13 protein-coding genes are annotated in these 13,117 nt (G+C 65.1%); all 13 read right to left on the bottom strand.

Translation table 11 applies throughout. From position 1 onward, the window contains the following. Window positions 1-72: 72 nt before the first annotated feature. The 13 genes from PFEN_RS11280 to PFEN_RS11340 all read right to left on the bottom strand — a co-directional run bounded on the left by PFEN_RS11280 (window position 73) and on the right by PFEN_RS11340 (window position 13,070). Window positions 73-1,653 carry an aldehyde dehydrogenase (NADP(+)) gene (locus PFEN_RS11280; RefSeq protein ID WP_191486908.1) on the bottom strand — a complete coding sequence of 527 codons (1,581 nt, stop codon included), beginning with the start codon at window positions 1,651-1,653 and terminating at the stop codon, window positions 73-75. 22 nt (window positions 1,654-1,675) lie between these two features. Then, window positions 1,676-2,593: a dihydrodipicolinate synthase family protein gene (locus PFEN_RS11285; RefSeq protein WP_191486909.1), complete on the bottom strand. Its 918-nt coding sequence runs from the start codon at window positions 2,591-2,593 to the stop codon at window positions 1,676-1,678. Window positions 2,594-2,716: 123 nt separating this feature from the next. Then, complete coding sequence (locus PFEN_RS11290; RefSeq protein ID WP_191486910.1) at window positions 2,717-3,745, bottom strand: trans-3-hydroxy-L-proline dehydratase; 1,029 nt, start codon at window positions 3,743-3,745, stop codon at window positions 2,717-2,719. A 62-nt stretch (window positions 3,746-3,807) separates the two neighbouring features. Continuing rightward, complete coding sequence (locus tag PFEN_RS11295; RefSeq protein ID WP_191486911.1) at window positions 3,808-4,530, bottom strand: amino acid ABC transporter ATP-binding protein; 723 nt, start codon at window positions 4,528-4,530, stop codon at window positions 3,808-3,810. Further along, the gene (locus tag PFEN_RS11300; RefSeq protein ID WP_191486912.1) at window positions 4,523-5,173 is read right to left on the bottom strand and encodes an amino acid ABC transporter permease; all 651 of its coding nucleotides are present in this window, start codon (window positions 5,171-5,173) and stop codon (window positions 4,523-4,525) included. The genes PFEN_RS11295 and PFEN_RS11300 overlap by 8 nt, the downstream gene beginning before the upstream one ends. A gap of 10 nt (window positions 5,174-5,183) precedes the next feature. After that, entirely contained in the window at window positions 5,184-5,849 is a 666-nt protein-coding gene (locus PFEN_RS11305; protein ID WP_191486913.1) for an amino acid ABC transporter permease, read from the bottom strand. Beyond that, window positions 5,842-7,623, bottom strand: coding sequence for an aconitase X (locus PFEN_RS11310; protein ID WP_191486914.1), 1,782 nt, complete (start codon window positions 7,621-7,623; stop codon window positions 5,842-5,844). Before PFEN_RS11310 ends, PFEN_RS11305 begins: the two co-directional genes overlap by 8 nt. Before the next feature lie 10 nt (window positions 7,624-7,633). Beyond that, window positions 7,634-8,452, bottom strand: coding sequence for a transporter substrate-binding domain-containing protein (locus tag PFEN_RS11315; protein ID WP_191486915.1), 819 nt, complete (start codon window positions 8,450-8,452; stop codon window positions 7,634-7,636). A gap of 267 nt (window positions 8,453-8,719) precedes the next feature. After that, window positions 8,720-9,469 (bottom strand): AraC family transcriptional regulator, encoded by a 750-nt coding sequence (locus PFEN_RS11320; RefSeq protein ID WP_191487001.1) that lies wholly within the window; start codon window positions 9,467-9,469, stop codon window positions 8,720-8,722. A gap of 74 nt (window positions 9,470-9,543) precedes the next feature. Next, window positions 9,544-10,800: an FAD/NAD(P)-binding oxidoreductase gene (locus tag PFEN_RS11325; protein ID WP_191486916.1), complete on the bottom strand. Its 1,257-nt coding sequence runs from the start codon at window positions 10,798-10,800 to the stop codon at window positions 9,544-9,546. Next, the gene (locus PFEN_RS11330) at window positions 10,797-11,033 is read right to left on the bottom strand and encodes a (2Fe-2S)-binding protein (RefSeq protein WP_191486917.1); all 237 of its coding nucleotides are present in this window, start codon (window positions 11,031-11,033) and stop codon (window positions 10,797-10,799) included. The genes PFEN_RS11325 and PFEN_RS11330 overlap by 4 nt, the downstream gene beginning before the upstream one ends. After that, window positions 11,026-12,141, bottom strand: coding sequence for an NAD(P)/FAD-dependent oxidoreductase (locus tag PFEN_RS11335; protein ID WP_191486918.1), 1,116 nt, complete (start codon window positions 12,139-12,141; stop codon window positions 11,026-11,028). The genes PFEN_RS11330 and PFEN_RS11335 overlap by 8 nt, the downstream gene beginning before the upstream one ends. Then, on the bottom strand, window positions 12,138-13,070 hold the full coding sequence (locus tag PFEN_RS11340; RefSeq protein WP_191486919.1) for a 4-hydroxyproline epimerase: 933 nt from the start codon (window positions 13,068-13,070) through the stop codon (window positions 12,138-12,140). Before PFEN_RS11340 ends, PFEN_RS11335 begins: the two co-directional genes overlap by 4 nt. Between the last annotated feature and the right edge of the window lie 47 nt (window positions 13,071-13,117).

Raw genomic sequence — 13,117 nt, forward strand, 5'->3', positions numbered from 1 at the left:
CGCCGTGGGATGGTTTGTCGGCGCCGCCACCGAGCTCCATTCGAGAGTATTCAGGGGCAGGGCGCCCCGTTGTTACAGGGGGGCGCGCTGGTAGTGGCCGTCCACCAGGCGGTTGATACCCAGTGGGTTGGCATTTTGCAGCGCTTCGGGCAGTAGCGCATCCGGGCAGTTCTGGTAGCACACCGGGCGCAGGAAGCGCTCGATGGCCAGGCTGCCGACCGATGTACCGCGAGCATCGGAGGTGGCCGGGTAGGGGCCGCCGTGGACCATGGCATCGCCGACTTCGACCCCGGTCGGATAGCCGTTGAACAATACCCGGCCGACCTTTTGCTCCAGCAGCGGCAGCAGCTCGCCGTGGCTTTGCAGGTCGCCGGCTTCGGCAATCAGGGTGGCGGTGAGTTGACCGTGCAGACTTTCCAGCGCGCGTTGCAGCTCGGCTTTGTCGGCCACTTCGACGATAAGGGTGGTCGGGCCGAAGACTTCTTCCTGCAACAGCGGATCGCCATCGAGCAGCAGACGGACGTCGGCCTTGAACAGTTGTGGTTGCGCCTGGGCACCTTGCTGGGCCTTGCCGGCCAGATGGCTGATGGCGGGATGATCGAGCAAGGCCTGCACGCCGTTGCGGTAGCTGTGCAGGGTGCCGGCGTTGAGCATGGTTTGCGCCGGTTGTTCGTTGATCAAGGTACTGAGCAGTGCGGTGAATGCGAAAAACCTTGGCGAGCCGATGCCGATCACCAGCCCCGGGTTGGTGCAGAACTGACCGCAACCCTGCACCACCGAAGCCACCAGCTCACTGGCGATTTTCTCGCCGCGTACCTGCAGGGCTTCGGGCAGCACCAGCACCGGGTTGATGCTGCTCATCTCGGCGAACACCGGTATCGGCTGTGGTCGCGCGGCGGCCATATCGCAGAGCGCGCCCCCCCCCGTCAGCGAGCCGGTAAAGCCGACCGCCTGGATCGCCGGATGCTTGACCAGCGCTTCACCGACCCCCGCGCCGTAGATCATGTTGAACACGCCCTTGGGCATGTCGGTTTGCTCGGCGGCGCGGATAATTGCATCGGCCACCCGTTCGGCGGTCGCCATATGCCCGCTGTGGGCCTTGAACACCACCGGGCAACCAGCGGCGAGGGCCGCAGCGGTATCGCCGCCGGCGGTGGAGAAGGTCAGGGGGAAATTGCTTGCGCCGAACACCGCGACCGGGCCAACGCCGATCCGGTATTGGCGCAGATCGACTCTGGGCAGTGGTTGACGCTCGGGCAAGGCGCGGTCGATGCGCGCGCCATAAAAATCGCCACGGCGCAGGACTTGCGCGAACAGGCGCATCTGGCCGCTGGTGCGCGCGCGTTCGCCCTGGATACGGCCGCTGGGCAGGGCCGTTTCGCGGCTGACCAGGGCGATAAAGTCATCACCCAGTGCATCCAACTGCGTGGCGATGGCCTCAAGAAACTCCGCGCGGCGGTTGGCCGACAGGTTGCGAAAAGCCGGATAGGCAGACGCCGCAGCCTGGGCGGCGGCGTCTACTTCCCCGACGGTGGCTTGGCTGAAAATGAAGGGCAGCGCCTCACCGGTGCTGGCGTCATGGCTGTGCAAGGTGAGGCTGCCGGCGGCGCTACGCGCACCGCCGATGTAGTTGTGGCCGATGATCTCGGACATGGAGAACTCCTGTCGGAAAAACTCAGAGGCCGACGTCCGGCAACTGCGGACGACTGGCCATGGCCTTGGCCATGATCTGCTCGACAAACAGCCGGTCGGCTTCCGGCAAGGCCAGGCGTGGCGGACGGGTCAGGGCGCTGCCGCGACCGGCGATGGCCTCGCACAACTTGATGCACTGCACCAGGTCGGCCCGGGCGTCGAGGTGCAGGATCGGCATCAGCCATTCATAGATCGGCATGGCTTCGGCGAAGCGTCCGGCCTTGGCCAGGCGGAAGATGGTTTCGCCTTCGATCGGGAACACGTTGGACATGCCCGAGACCCAGCCTTCGGCGCCCACCGCGATGCTTTCCAGCACCACATCGTCGAGGCCGGCGAACAGCACGAAACGGTCGCCGACTTCATTGCGCACGTCGATGAAACGCCGGGTGTCGCCGGAGGAGTCCTTGAAGCACACCACGTTGTCGCAGTCGGCCAGAGAAATCAGGATGTCCGGGGTCACGTCGTTTTTGTAGATCGGCGGGTTGTTGTAGACCATCAGCGGCACATCGGCGTTTTTCGCCACATAGCGAAAGTGCTCGGCGGTCTCGAACGGCTTGGAGCCGTAGACCAGCGCCGGCATCAGCATCACGCCGTCGACCCCGACCTTGCGCACGGCGTTGGCCACCTTGGCCGCTTGCACGCTGGTGAATTCAGCGACGCCGCAGATCACCGGCACGCGACCACGGGAGGCGTCCACCGCGACTTCGGTCACGGCGATCTTTTCTTCGGCGCTCAGCGAGGTGTTTTCCCCCACCGAACCACACACCACCAGGCCGGAGACACCGTCACGGATGACGTTGGAAATCACCTGGTGGGTCTTTTCCAGGTTGATGGTGAAGTCGTCGTTGAATTGAGTGGTGACCGCCGGGAAGACGCCGCTCCAGTTGATGCGTTTGCTCATGATGTTCTCCAGTGATTAAACGTATTTCGTATACGATATTTTAAGTGAAAAGATTAGGCCAGTATTTTTTCGCCGGACGCCGCCGGTTTGTCTCAAACCGCCGTCAAGCCTTGGCGTTGCTGCTCAAGCACCGGGCCAGGTGTCCGACAACCGGTAGCCCTGTGGCCAGGGATCGCTCGGGTCGAGCAGCAATTGATGGGTGCCGGTGATCCAGGCCCGCCCGGACAGGCACGGGTAGATCGCCGCGCGCCCGGCCAGTTCGGTCAGGGAGTCGATGCGGCAATGAAACTCCGAGCCGATGATCGACCGCCCGATAAAACGTTCGCCGACCTGCAGCAGGCCCTTGGCCTGCAACACCGCCATGCGCGCCGAGCAGCCGGTGCCACAGGGCGAGCGGTCGATCTTGCCGGGACGGATCACCACGGCGTTGGCCCCGCTGGCGATGCCGTTCTCGTAGACCAGCGGCGCGGCGATCTGGCAGAAGGAGATATGCGACCAGTCCGGGTTCAGCGGGTGGACGAACCCCAGTTGCTCGTTGGCCGCCCGGGTGATCTTCAGACCGATCGCGACCATGTCCCGGGCTTCGTCGGGGCGAATGGCAAACCCCAGGCGCTGGGCATCGACAATGGCGAAGCTGTCGCCGCCATAGGCGGTGTCGACCTGGATCGAGCCCAGGCCCTCGACCTCGATCCAGGCATCGAGGCGGTCGGCGAACGACGGCACGTTTTTGATTTCGACCCGCTGGACCTTGCCGTCCCGGCACTCGGCCACGGCTTCGATCAGCCCGCCGGGGGCTTCGAGGACCAACCGGGTCTGCGGCTCGCTCATCGCCAGGATGCCGCTGTCGAGCAGCACCGTGGCCACGCACAGCGAATTGGAGCCGGACATGGGTGGGGTATCGGCCGGTTCCATGATGATCCAGGCCATCTGCGCCCGCGGGTCCTTGGCCGGCACCAGCAGGTTGACGTGGCGGAACACCCCGCCGCGCGGTTCGTTGAGGACGAAGTTGCGCAGGCTTTGATCCTCGGCGATCCAGCGCGACTGTTCCCAGACGCTGGCCCCGGGCGGGGCGGCGACGCCGCCGACAATCACATCGCCGACTTCACCTTCGGCGTGGCAACTGACCACATGCACGATTTTCGATGAGCGCATTGCATACTCCTCTTGTGATTGTCCGCTGCCCCTACAGGGGGTGTTTTATTCAGGGATCATGGTTATTTCACGGATTTGAGGAACGCCGCCGTTTCCGGCCGCACGGGGTTGCCGATGACCTGGTCGGGCGCGCCGATCTCGTGCACCAGGCCGTTGCGAAAGAACGCCACGCGATCGGATACATCACGGGCAAAACGGATTTCATGGGTCACCAGGACCATGGTCATGCCGTCTTCGGCGAGCATGCGCATGGTGTCCAGCACCTCGCCCACCAGTTGCGGGTCAAGAGCCGAGGTGGCTTCGTCGAACAGCATGTAGTCCGGCGACATGGCCAGGGCCCGGGCAATCGCCATGCGCTGCTGCTGACCACCGGAGAGCTTGCCGGGGAAGGTCTTGAGCTTGTCACCCAGGCCCACGTGGCTGAGTTGCCGGACCGCCAGTTCCTCGGCCTCCTGCTTGCTCTTGCCGAGCACCTTGCGCGGCGCCAGCATCACGTTTTCCAGCACGGTCAGGTGCGGGAAGGCGTTCCACTGCTGGAACACGATGCCGATCTTCTGCCGCAGGCGGTTGAGGTCGGTGGCCTTGTCGTGGACCTCGATGCCGTCGACGCGCACGCTGCCCTTGTGAATCGATTCCAGGCCGTTGATGCACATCAGCAGGGTCGATTTACCCGAGCCGGAACCGCCGATGATCGAGACCACCTCACCCTTGTTCACCGTCAGGCTGACGCCCTTGACCACTTCGAGGTCGCCGAAGGATTTGTGTACGTTGTCGATCTCAATCATTTTCTTGCCACCTTCTTTCCAGACGAGCGCCGAGGCGAGCGACCACCAGGCTCATGACGTAGTAGATAAGGCCCGCGATGCACAGCACCAGCAGCGGTTCCTGGATGCGCGTGACGATGGTTTGCGAGGCGCGCAGCAGTTCGACGATGCCGATCCACATCACCAGCGCGGTGTCTTTCATCACCCCGAGCACCAGGTTCAGCCAGCCGGGAAAGGCCACCCGCGAGGCCATCGGCAGGACGATCCAGCGCAGGTCCTGGAAAAAGCTCAGGCCCAGCGAGCGGCTGGCCCGGCGCAGGGTGAGCGGCACCGACAGCACGCCACCGCGGACAATCTCGGTGAAGTACGCGGCGGTGTAGATCCCGAGCACGATGCAGCCGACACTGAAGGCGCTGATGTTCAGACCGACGATGCTTTTCAGCGAATTGAACAATACGAACTGGATCAGCAACGGCACGCTGCGAAACGCGTCGAGGACCCAGGCCAGGGGCAGGCTGGCGCGCGGCAGCAAGGCCCGCAACAAGCCGAACAGCAGTCCGGCGCAAGAGCCGAGGAGGATCGCCCAGAACGTCAGTTGCAAGGTGACCCAGGCGCCGTTGAGCAGGAACAACAGGTCGTTCCAGGAGAAACTGGTGGAAAACATGCTCACCTCCTCAGTAGCGGAACAGTCGCCAGGCCATCAGCCGGGCCGCCGCGACGATCGCCTTGGCAATCAGGTAATACAGCACCGCGGCAATGGCGAAGAATTCGAAGGTACGGAACGTCTTGACGTTGTACTCCTGGGTCACTCCGGTCAGGTCATTGTTCAGCCCGACCACCACCCCCAGCGACGTCATCAATACCGCCCAGACCATTTGATTGCTCAGCGGATAGAAGACGATGCGCAGCAGTTGCGGGACGATGATCATCCGATAGGCCTGGAAGGCACTCATGCCCAGCGAACGGGCGGCGCGTACTTGGGTTTCGGGCACCGCCTTGAGCCCGCCGCGAAAGTTTTCCGCGAGATAACCGGCGTTGTTGAAGGTGATCCCGGCGAGCAGCGCGAACCATGAGCTGACATGCAGATCCAGCGAGCCGAGGCCGAAGTAGAGGATGTAGATCTGGAACAGCGAAGGGGTGTTGCGGGCGATCGACACCCAGCCATTACCGATGCCGCGCAGCAACGGATTCCGGGTTTCGCGCATCACCGTCAGGGCCAGGGCGATCAGCACGCCGAATATCATCGACAAGGCGGCGGTCTCGAAGGTGACGACGGCTCCGCCGAGCATGTCCGGCAAGGCGCGCAGGGCCGCGCGCCATTGGAAGGTGTAATCAAACATGTGCGCGATTCTCCTGTGGGACGGCCGCTGCCAGCCAGGCCGGCAGGCGCCCGCTGGCCCTGGCGGTGCAGGCGGCATTGACGCATTCGGCCAGGCTGGCGAAGTGCACCTTGCGGCCCACCAGCCCGGGGGCGTAGTGGGCGTACTTGCCCGAGTTGGTCATCAAGCTGGTCGCGGCGGGTGGGATCACCGGCTCGCCGAGCATGCACCAGCAGGTATCGGTCACCAGGCTGGCGCCAAAGGCTTCGATCACGGCGATATGTCCGGCGGCGCGCGCCTGTTCCAGTACCGCGCGCCCGCAGGTGATGGCGAGGACCACGTCGGGGTGCTTGCGCCAACCCCGGCAGAGACGGGCCAGATGGGCAAATTCGCCGAGGGAAAAATGCGGATTGCCCAGCGATACCACATCCACTCGAGGATCGTCGGCACTGTTGAGTTCCCGCCAGCTCAGCAACAGGTCTTGCAGGCGGATCTTTTCCAGCGGTAGCGGCGCATCCGTCTCCAGCACCTGGCTCGGGTCAAGGGCCTCCGGGGTCACCCCGGCGATATGAAACAGTGGCGCCGCGGAAGTGGTGGCGAAGGCCGCGCCGAAGGCTTTCAGCTCGTCCAGGCTCGGCTGGCGCTGTTCCAGCCCGAGGACCAGGGGAATCCGGCTGCCGGCCAGGGCGCCGATGTGATAACCGAGCAGCGGGTAGAACGAGTCATCCAGTTCGCCCAGGGCCGGCAGTTCGATTTGCAGTTGGGCTTTGCGTTGGGCGTCCAGATGGCAGCCGATCATCGGCGCGCGACCCGTGAGGGCAATGCAGATATCCAGGTAGTCCGGATACTTCAGGGTACGCGCGCCGAGCACGCTGTTGGCATAGACCACGGCATTGGATTCGGCCCAGACAATCTGTTCGCCGGCTTTCGGCGCACTGTCGAGCAAGTAGGGCGCGCAGGTGAAGCTGAGCTGCGCGCCCATTGCCATATAGGCATCGCCCAAGGCGCTGGCCGGGACACCGAGGGCCGGGTCGATGCCCAACTCGCGCCAGCGCCGCTGGTCCACGGAAATGGAATTGAGGGTGGTCGGGACACGCACGCGCGCGCCCCATTGCACCAGTTGTTCGGCAAAGCGCAGGCTCGCGGGCCCCGTATAGATGCAACCGTCGATATGCGCCTGGGTCACGTCGAGCAAGGCCGGTGCACCTTGCAGCTCGGCCATTTGCAAGATGATCCGCATGGCCACCTGGGCGGCCTGGCCATACTGGCCGTCAAGCAGGGCCAGGTCGTGTTCGCTGAGTTCGACGCTGCTGGCCGCCGCGGGGGCCGGCAGCAGGGTGGTCGGGGCCTGCCAATGATCGCCGGGTGTCTCGTCGAAGAGTTTCAGGCTGGCGCCTTCGACCCGCGCAAAGGCCTTGCCGCGCAAGGCGGCGAAGGCCTCCTGGCCGATGCACAGCACCGGCAAGGAGCGTTGGAAAATCACCTGGGCCACCAGCACGCCAAGGGTCAGGATCTCATCGGCCTCGGCCAGCACCAGTGCCGCGGGCGCATGGCCGTTGCTGATCAGTTCCATCATCACGCTGCTGCCGGTACACGAGCCGCGGCCGCTGGGCAGCGCCAGCACGCGGCCGGCCAGCTGTTCGCCGCTCAAGGGGTGATGGCGGTCGATCACCTCGCCACTGAACGGATCGACCCCGCCCCAGAAACTCAGGCCGACATCGGCGAACAGCAAGGGACCTTGGGCTGCTCCCTCGACCAGGCGGCGTCCGGTCAGGGCAGTGGGCGTGCTGGGCATTCAACGCTCCTCAGTAGTAGACGTGGGGCACGGTCAGGTCGGTCGGCGGAATCTCGGTGCCGACCCATTTGACGAACAGCTCCTTGTAACGTCCGGTACGTACCTGTTGGTTGATGAACAGGTTGAGGTAGTTGATCAGGCCATACTCGTTGCGCTTGGCGCCCAGCGAGACGTAGTCGATCACGTAGGGGGCATTGCCGGCGACCTTCAGGTTCTTGTATTTGCCTGATTTGAGCGTAGCGGCCGCCACGGTATTGGTGACGACGGTGGCGTCGATATGACCCTGGGCCACGGCCAGGATGGTGTCGTTCTGCGATTGATAGGCGCGGAAGCTGCCGGTGCCCCAACTCTTCTGGTCTTTTTCCAGGGCGAGGGCTTCAAAGGTGCCGCTGGTGTTGCCGACCGGCTTGCCCTTGAGGTCCTCGTACTTGTTGATACCGGTATCGCCGCGGGTCAGGACCACCATCTGGAAGGCGAAGTAGGGCAAGGACAGGCCAACGGTCTTGGCCCGCTCGAGGGTGTCGGAGGTAGAGGCGACGATCACGTCGGCGCGGCCCGAGACCAGCGCCGGAATCCGATCTGGAAACGGCGTTTCGACGATCTCGGCATCGACCCCGAGGACCTTCGCCAGGTCGTTGCAGTAGTCGACATCGAAGCCCACTGGCTTGTTGCTTTCATCGCGGGAGCCCATCGGCGGGAAGTCCAGGGTCACCGCGCAACGCAGTTTGCCCGAGCCGATGATGTCGTCGAGTTTGTCGGCCTGGGCCGTGGCGATAAATGAGGTACTGAGCACAGCGCTGAGGGCTACGGCAAATGCGGGGTTTTTCATAGAGGCCTCGTGGTCGGTTAAGTGCTGTTAGATATCGTATTGCGAATTTCGTATACGATATTTTATTAGCAATGAGCGTGCCCGTTTCAACGTCAGGGCGTGAACTCTTCGTTGGTCCTCGGCTTAGAAGGGTTGCCGGGGGGGCAGGACTCAGGCGTTTACTGATAGGGAGGGAGGGGATGTTACTGAAGGGAGCATGTTTTCGTGGCAACGCCCTGTAAAGGAACACCAGCGTCAGCCAGAGTCGACTCAGTCACTGTGGGAGGATCAGCGCCGGCTGTCGCGATACTGGCTGGGGGCGAGGCTGGTCAGGGCGCGGAACTGGCGGCTGAAGGCGCTGTGGTCGGTGTAACCGCAGCGCAGGGCGATTTCGGTGATCGGCAAGTCGGTGTCCAGCAGCAGCCGCGAGGATTCCTCCAGGCGGGCCTTGTGAATCATTTGTCGTGGGGTGAGCTGGAACACCCGCTTGCAGTGGCGTTCCAGCTGCGCCACCGAGAACCCGGCAATCGCGGTCAGTTCGGCGAGGCTGATGGGCCGGGCGAAGTGGCGGCGGATATGTGCATCCACCGCCGCGAGCTTGGGGAACGCCGGGTGGCTGGACTGGGGCAATTGCAGGTCGCGGGAGATTCCGGCGAGGCCGACGATACGCCCTTGCAGGTCGTGCAGCGCGAGCTTGTGGGTCAGGCACCAGATCGGCTGGTTGCCGTAATAGAGGTGCAGCTCGAGTTGGTCGGCGAGCTCGCGACCACTCGCCAGCACCCGGCGATCCTGCGCGGTGTACAGCGGGCCGAAGCGTTCCGGGAAGACCATGTCGGCGGTGCGCCCGAGCAGCTCGGCGCTCTGTTTGAAGCCGCAGCGCCGCGCCAGCGTCTGGTTGACGAAGGCATAGCGGGCTTCGCTGTCCTTGATGAAGAACACCACGTCCGACAGGGTATCGAGCAGCGGCGCGATCGGCTGCAAACTGCTCAGCAGCGTGGGCAGGTCGCAGGGTTTGAAATGGTTGAGCGAGGCGTACATGGCGCTGCAAGTCTGGGGGCGATCCTGCCGATCATAGAGACTCGCCGCCAGCCCCGGAAGCCCCGGGCCGGCATTCAGGCCGGCGGCGAGTCGTCCAGGCATGCCAGGGTCTCGATCCGGGCCGGGCTGAAGGGCGGGCGCGGTGCCGGAGGTTGCCAGCCGAACAGGTGCTGCGCGGCGGCGCCACAGACCCGGCCCTGGCAGGCGCCCATCCCGCAGCGACTGGCCAGTTTGGCCGCGCGCCAGTCAGCGTGCGGCGTCAGCGCGGCATAGGGCACATCCTCGCAGCGGCACACCAGGGTGTCGGGCCGGGCCAGTGACTTGAGCCGTGGGTCGAGCCTGAAGCTGTTCTGCAAGGCCTTGGCAAAGCCCTGCCAGCGTGCGCGTTGCGGCCACCAGGCCTGGGCTTGCGCACGCTCGCCGACCGCCGCGTGACCGGCAATCATGCCTTCGACCAAGGCCAGCTCACTGCCACCGAAACCGGTGCATTCGCCCGCCGCATAGTGATCGGCGCGGTTGCTGGCTTGCCAGGCATCGACCGCCAGCGCCTGGCCATTGAGTTCATAGCCCAGCGCCTGGCCGAGCTGGGTGTTGGGGATCAGGCCGAAGCCGCAGGCCAGGCGCTCGCAGGCCAGCTCGACGATCTTGCCCCGCTGTTGCAGGCGCACGCCTTCCAGGCGATCAGTGCCCAGGGCGGCGAGGACATGGCTACCGGTCCGATAATGCCGGTCGAACAGGCCGAACGACTGCAGCAGCTTGCCCGGCCAACGCGGCAGTTGCGCGGCGAAGGCGGCGATGGCGCTGGCGCCGGCCTGCTCGGCAATGCGCAGCACCTGGGCGCCGTGCTGGCGGGCCGTCGCGGCGCTGGCCAGCAGCAAGGGCCCGCTGCCGGCAATCACCAGGCGTTGATCGCGTACCGCCAGCCCGCCCTTGATCAGCGCCTGGAGGCCGCCGGCAGCGGTCACGCCGGGCAAGGTCCAACCGGGGAAGGGCAGCAGCAATTCGCGCGCGCCGGTACACAGGATCAGTTTGCCGTAGGTAATGATCCAGCCGCGCTCATCGTTTTCCACCAGCAACTGTTGCGGACCGGCACAGGCAATCACCCGCGTGCTGGCATGGCGCTGGATATTGGCGCGGTTCTCCAGTTGCTCGCGCAGACGACGGGCTTGGTCCGGCAGCTTGGCCTGGGGCCCGTCGCGCCAGATCTGTCCGCCCGGCAGTGGGTTGTCGTCGAGGATCACGATCCGCGCGGCGCTTGGCGCGGCGGCGAGCGCGGCGGCCATGCCGGCGGGGCCGGCACCGATGATCAGCAGGTCGGCGTATTCGCTCATGGGAGGGTCTCCACCCGCATGCCGTCACGGCAGAGGGTCTGGCAGGCCAGGCGACGGCGCCCGTCGATGGTCACTCGGCATTCCTGGCAGATACCCATGCCGCACAGCGGCGCGCGCCGTTGGCCGCCGACCGAGGTTCGCGTGCAGCCGTCGCCGACCAGGGCCAGGGCCGCCGCGACACTGCTGCCCTCGGCAACCTTCAGGGCACGTCCATCCAGCATCAAGTCAGGCATAAACAGGTTCCCCGAGAAAACGTTGCGGCAGATAGGGTTGTGCCGCCAGCGGTGGCGTTTCATCGAACAGTTGCGCCACCAGCAGGTCGGCGGTGCCGGGCGCCGTGGTAACCCCCAGGCCTTCGTGACCGACGGCGAGCCACAGACCTTGGCGCTGCGGGTGCTGGCCCACCAGTGGCAAGCCGTCGGGGCTGGCGGCGCGAAAGCCGGTCCAGGCGCGGATGCCATTGAGTTGCGCCAACCCGGGCATGTACTCGACGGCTCGCTTGAGCATCCTGGCGAGCATCCAGCCTTCGACCTGCGGGTCGCGGCTGCCGAATTGCCGCGAGGCGCCAATAAACAGCTGCCCGGTCGGGCGCGGCTGGATATTGCAGGCGGTCGAAGGCCCGCTGGCGTTGTGGGCGCTGGTGACATAGCCGAGTTCCACCAGCGTATGGGTGATTTTGCCGGGGTAGCGGTCGGTGATCAGCAAGTGGCCTTTTTTCGGCTCGATCGGCAGTTCCGGACACAGCTCGCTGGCCTGGACGCCGTTGGCCAGAATCACCGCCTCGGCCTGCAGCCAGTGCCCGTCGTCGAGGCGCACGCGGTTGCCCTCGACTTCACTGACCCGCGCCCGACGCTGTTGGATATTCGCGGTTTCGAGCATCCAGCGCGCCGTCTCCGGGGCATAGAGAATGCCGTCGCCATGGATCAGCAGTCCGCCTTCCAGGCCCTCGCGCAATGCCGGTTCGCGTTGGCGCAAGGCGTTGCCGCCGACCAACTCGCAGGCCACGCCATGGGCTTGCAGGTTCAGGTATTTACTCTGGGCGACGGCCATCTCTTCGGCATTGGCCGCCAGCCACAGGGTGCCGTTGCCACGGTAGGCGCAGCTGTCGGGAAGCGCCGCCGCCGTTTCGCGCCAGCGTTGCAGGGAGTATTGGCTGAGGGCCAGTTCGGCCGGGTTGTCGTCGAGCACCAGCAGATGGCCCATGCCCGCCGCTGTCGCCCCGGGCAGGCCAGCGTCCAGCACCAGGACCTGCAAGCCGCGCCGGGCCAGCGCCTGGGCACAGGCGGCGCCGATGATACCGGCACCGATCACGATCACATCGGCCACCTGGCCCGCGTTCACGGACGAATGCCCCAGGCGAACGGGTCGTCCTGTTCGATGATCAGGCAGGTTTCGGCGCTGATAAAGGCCCGGCCACGAATGGTCGGCACGATGCGCTCGCCCTGACGTTCGTAGGAACCCTCGAATTCGCTGCCGATGACACTGGCCTGGCGCCAGATCTGCCCCGCTTGCAATTTGTCATCGGCCGCCAGGCACGCCAGTTTGGCGCTGGTACCCGTGCCGCAGGGGGAGCGGTCGTAGGCCTTGCCGGGACACAGGACGAAATTGCGGCTGTCGGCGTGCGGGTCATCGGCGAACAGTTCGATATGATCGATCAAGCCGCCATCTTCACCACGAATACCCTGGGCCTCGAGGGCTTGCTGGACGGCGAAGGTATAGGCGGTCAGGGCCTCGAGATTGTCGCCGGCGATGTCCAGGCCATGTTCGGCGATCAGGAAAAACCAGTTGCCGCCCCAGGCGATATCGCCAACCACCGAGCCGATGCCCGGCACCTCCAGCGCCAGGGCTTTTTGGTAACGATAGGCCGGGACGTTACGCACGCTCACCGAATGGTCTTCGTGCAAGGTTGCCTGCACCGTGCCCACCGGCGTTTCGATGCTGTGCACGCCGGGGCCGATCCTGCCCAGGTGCGCCAGCGAGGCCACCAGGCCGATGGTGCCGTGGCCGCACATGCCGAGGTAGCCGCTGTTGTTGAAGAAAATCACCCCGGCGCAGGCGCTCGGATCCACCGGCTCACAGAGCAGCGCGCCGACCAGCACGTCGCTGCCGCGGGGTTCGAGCACGCAAGCGGCGCGCCACTGATCATGCAGTTCGGCCAGGCGCTGGCGTCGCACGGCCATGCTGCCATGGCCCAGGTCAGGAAAACCGGCGGTCACCAGGCGGGTGGGCTCGCCGCCGGTATGGGAGTCGATCACGCTGATACGTTTCATGGGGAGGGCCACGTCCGTTCCGATAAGTGAAGGACAGAGTGGCCCGC

Origin of the sequence: Pseudomonas sp. FEN, assembly GCF_904067045.1 — a bacterium.
Taxonomy (GTDB): Bacteria; Pseudomonadota; Gammaproteobacteria; order Pseudomonadales; family Pseudomonadaceae; genus Aquipseudomonas.

What these genes read in the sequence shown, in the direction of transcription:
- PFEN_RS11280 (WP_191486908.1), bottom strand. Translation starts at nt 1,653, where the DNA reads ATGTCCGAGATCATCGGCCACAACTACATCGGCGGTGCGCGTAGCGCC.
- PFEN_RS11285 (WP_191486909.1), bottom strand. Translation starts at nt 2,593, where the DNA reads ATGAGCAAACGCATCAACTGGAGCGGCGTCTTCCCGGCGGTCACCACT.
- PFEN_RS11290 (WP_191486910.1), bottom strand. Translation starts at nt 3,745, where the DNA reads ATGCGCTCATCGAAAATCGTGCATGTGGTCAGTTGCCACGCCGAAGGT.
- PFEN_RS11295 (WP_191486911.1), bottom strand. Translation starts at nt 4,530, where the DNA reads ATGATTGAGATCGACAACGTACACAAATCCTTCGGCGACCTCGAAGTG.
- PFEN_RS11300 (WP_191486912.1), bottom strand. Translation starts at nt 5,173, where the DNA reads ATGTTTTCCACCAGTTTCTCCTGGAACGACCTGTTGTTCCTGCTCAAC.
- PFEN_RS11305 (WP_191486913.1), bottom strand. Translation starts at nt 5,849, where the DNA reads ATGTTTGATTACACCTTCCAATGGCGCGCGGCCCTGCGCGCCTTGCCG.
- PFEN_RS11310 (WP_191486914.1), bottom strand. Translation starts at nt 7,623, where the DNA reads ATGCCCAGCACGCCCACTGCCCTGACCGGACGCCGCCTGGTCGAGGGA.
- PFEN_RS11315 (WP_191486915.1), bottom strand. Translation starts at nt 8,452, where the DNA reads ATGAAAAACCCCGCATTTGCCGTAGCCCTCAGCGCTGTGCTCAGTACC.
- PFEN_RS11320 (WP_191487001.1), bottom strand. Translation starts at nt 9,469, where the DNA reads ATGTACGCCTCGCTCAACCATTTCAAACCCTGCGACCTGCCCACGCTG.
- PFEN_RS11325 (WP_191486916.1), bottom strand. Translation starts at nt 10,800, where the DNA reads ATGAGCGAATACGCCGACCTGCTGATCATCGGTGCCGGCCCCGCCGGC.
- PFEN_RS11330 (WP_191486917.1), bottom strand. Translation starts at nt 11,033, where the DNA reads ATGCCTGACTTGATGCTGGATGGACGTGCCCTGAAGGTTGCCGAGGGC.
- PFEN_RS11340 (WP_191486919.1), bottom strand. Translation starts at nt 13,070, where the DNA reads ATGAAACGTATCAGCGTGATCGACTCCCATACCGGCGGCGAGCCCACC.